We start from the raw sequence: 1,412 nt of genomic DNA, 5'->3' as shown, positions 1-1,412 counted from the left end.
GTATCCGCCCTATGGTCCACGTCTATGAAGAATGTTATGATGTCTTTAGCTTTGCTAGATGAGCAAAGAAGAAAAAAGAGTTCAGATGTTTTCGATGATAGCAGACTGGCAGCAGAGTGGTATGAGCAAGAAACGTTACTGCGAGGAAAACGGGATCAATGAAGCCACCTTTTATTATTGGTTTTCGCGTAGCAAAGAAAACGGCGCGTCCAGCGGCGGCTTTATAGCGATGGATAAGACCGGCAGAAAAGGCGATGTTGAGGTTATCTACCCGAATGGGGTGCGGATCAAAGTAGATATCGATCTTGGTTTACTTTCCCAGTTGATCCGTCTTTACTGATATGTTTTCATTGGGGTCTTCTCACCGGTTCTATCTCTACGATGGCCATTGCGACATGCGCAAGAGTTTCGACGGTCTTTGCGGTCTGGTCATTTCGGTGATGCAGCGCCAGCCGACCAGCGGTGAGGTATTTGTGTTTTTGAACCGTAGCCGTACCCATATCAAACTTCTGCACTGGGAACATGGGGGCTTTGTCCTTTATTACAAACGGCTGGAGCAGGGTACTTTTGGTACATCTGCACTTAAGAAAGGTGAACTGTCATGGAGCGATCTGGTATTGCTCATCGAGGGCGTCCAGGTTGTAAAAAGCATACAGAAAAAACGTTATTTACTGCCATAAAAACAGCTTTTTTGATTGCAGGAACGCAGATAAAACCGTACCTTTAGGGTATGGAAACAGCGCTGGAATCCCTCTCGAAAGATGACCTTCTGAAGGCCATTTCCAGCCGTGATGAAAAGATCGAATATCTGGAGTCCCAGCTTGCCATGTACAAGCGGATGCAGTTCGGCCAGAAGCGCGAACGCTTTGAAGGCGATCCGGGCCAGGCCGCACTCCCGTTTGAAGCCGGGCCTAAGGAAGCAGAACAGCAACAGGAAGAAATCAAACAAAAGATCGAGTATACACGTAAGCGCCCTAACCATAAGGGACGTGCGAAGTTACCTGAACATCTACCTGTAGTAGAGATCGACATACACCCGGAGGGGGACCTATCGGATATGGTATGCATCGGAAAGGAAATCACTGAAGAACTTGAGTGCGAGCCAGCAAAGTTTTATATCAAACGCTATATCCGCTATAAATACACGCCTAAAAATGGAGATGGCGTACGTATCGGCGAACTTCCCGAGCGTGTCATCGACAGAGGTATCCCCGGAGCAGGCTTATTGGCGATGATACTGACCGGAAAATATCAGGACCACCTCCCGCTGTACCGACAGAAACAGATCTTTGCCAGGGAAAACATACAGATCGCCTCCTCGACCATCGAGGGCTGGACAAAAGAATCCCTGATCAAACTTGAGCCGCTTTATGAACAATTGATCTTCGACACCAAAACAAAAGGATATTTAC

The 1,412-nt window shown here is 47.5% G+C and carries 3 protein-coding genes; all 3 read left to right on the top strand.

Annotated features, from left to right (window positions below):
• Positions 1-121 precede the first annotated feature (121 nt).
• Complete coding sequence (locus EPX21_RS22255; RefSeq protein WP_240768766.1) at positions 122-340, top strand: IS66 family insertion sequence element accessory protein TnpB; 219 nt, start codon at positions 122-124, stop codon at positions 338-340.
• 1 nt (position 341) lies between these two features.
• Positions 342-680 (top strand): IS66 family insertion sequence element accessory protein TnpB, encoded by a 339-nt coding sequence (gene tnpB, locus EPX21_RS22250; RefSeq protein WP_134092095.1) that lies wholly within the window; start codon positions 342-344, stop codon positions 678-680.
• Positions 681-730: 50 nt separating this feature from the next.
• The coding region (locus EPX21_RS22245) for a transposase (protein WP_166670858.1) at positions 731-1,412 on the top strand (682 nt) is incomplete at its 3' end.

The organism is Olivibacter sp. XZL3, assembly GCF_004368405.1.
GTDB lineage: Bacteria > Bacteroidota > Bacteroidia > Sphingobacteriales > Sphingobacteriaceae > Olivibacter.
This window is presented reverse-complemented; position numbering and strand designations above follow the sequence as displayed.

Excerpts from the sequence above, each read along its gene's own strand:
- EPX21_RS22255 (WP_240768766.1), top strand. The coding sequence starts at position 122 with ATGAGCAAGAAACGTTACTGCGAGGAAAACGGGATCAATGAAGCCACC.
- tnpB (WP_134092095.1), top strand. The coding sequence starts at position 342 with ATGTTTTCATTGGGGTCTTCTCACCGGTTCTATCTCTACGATGGCCAT.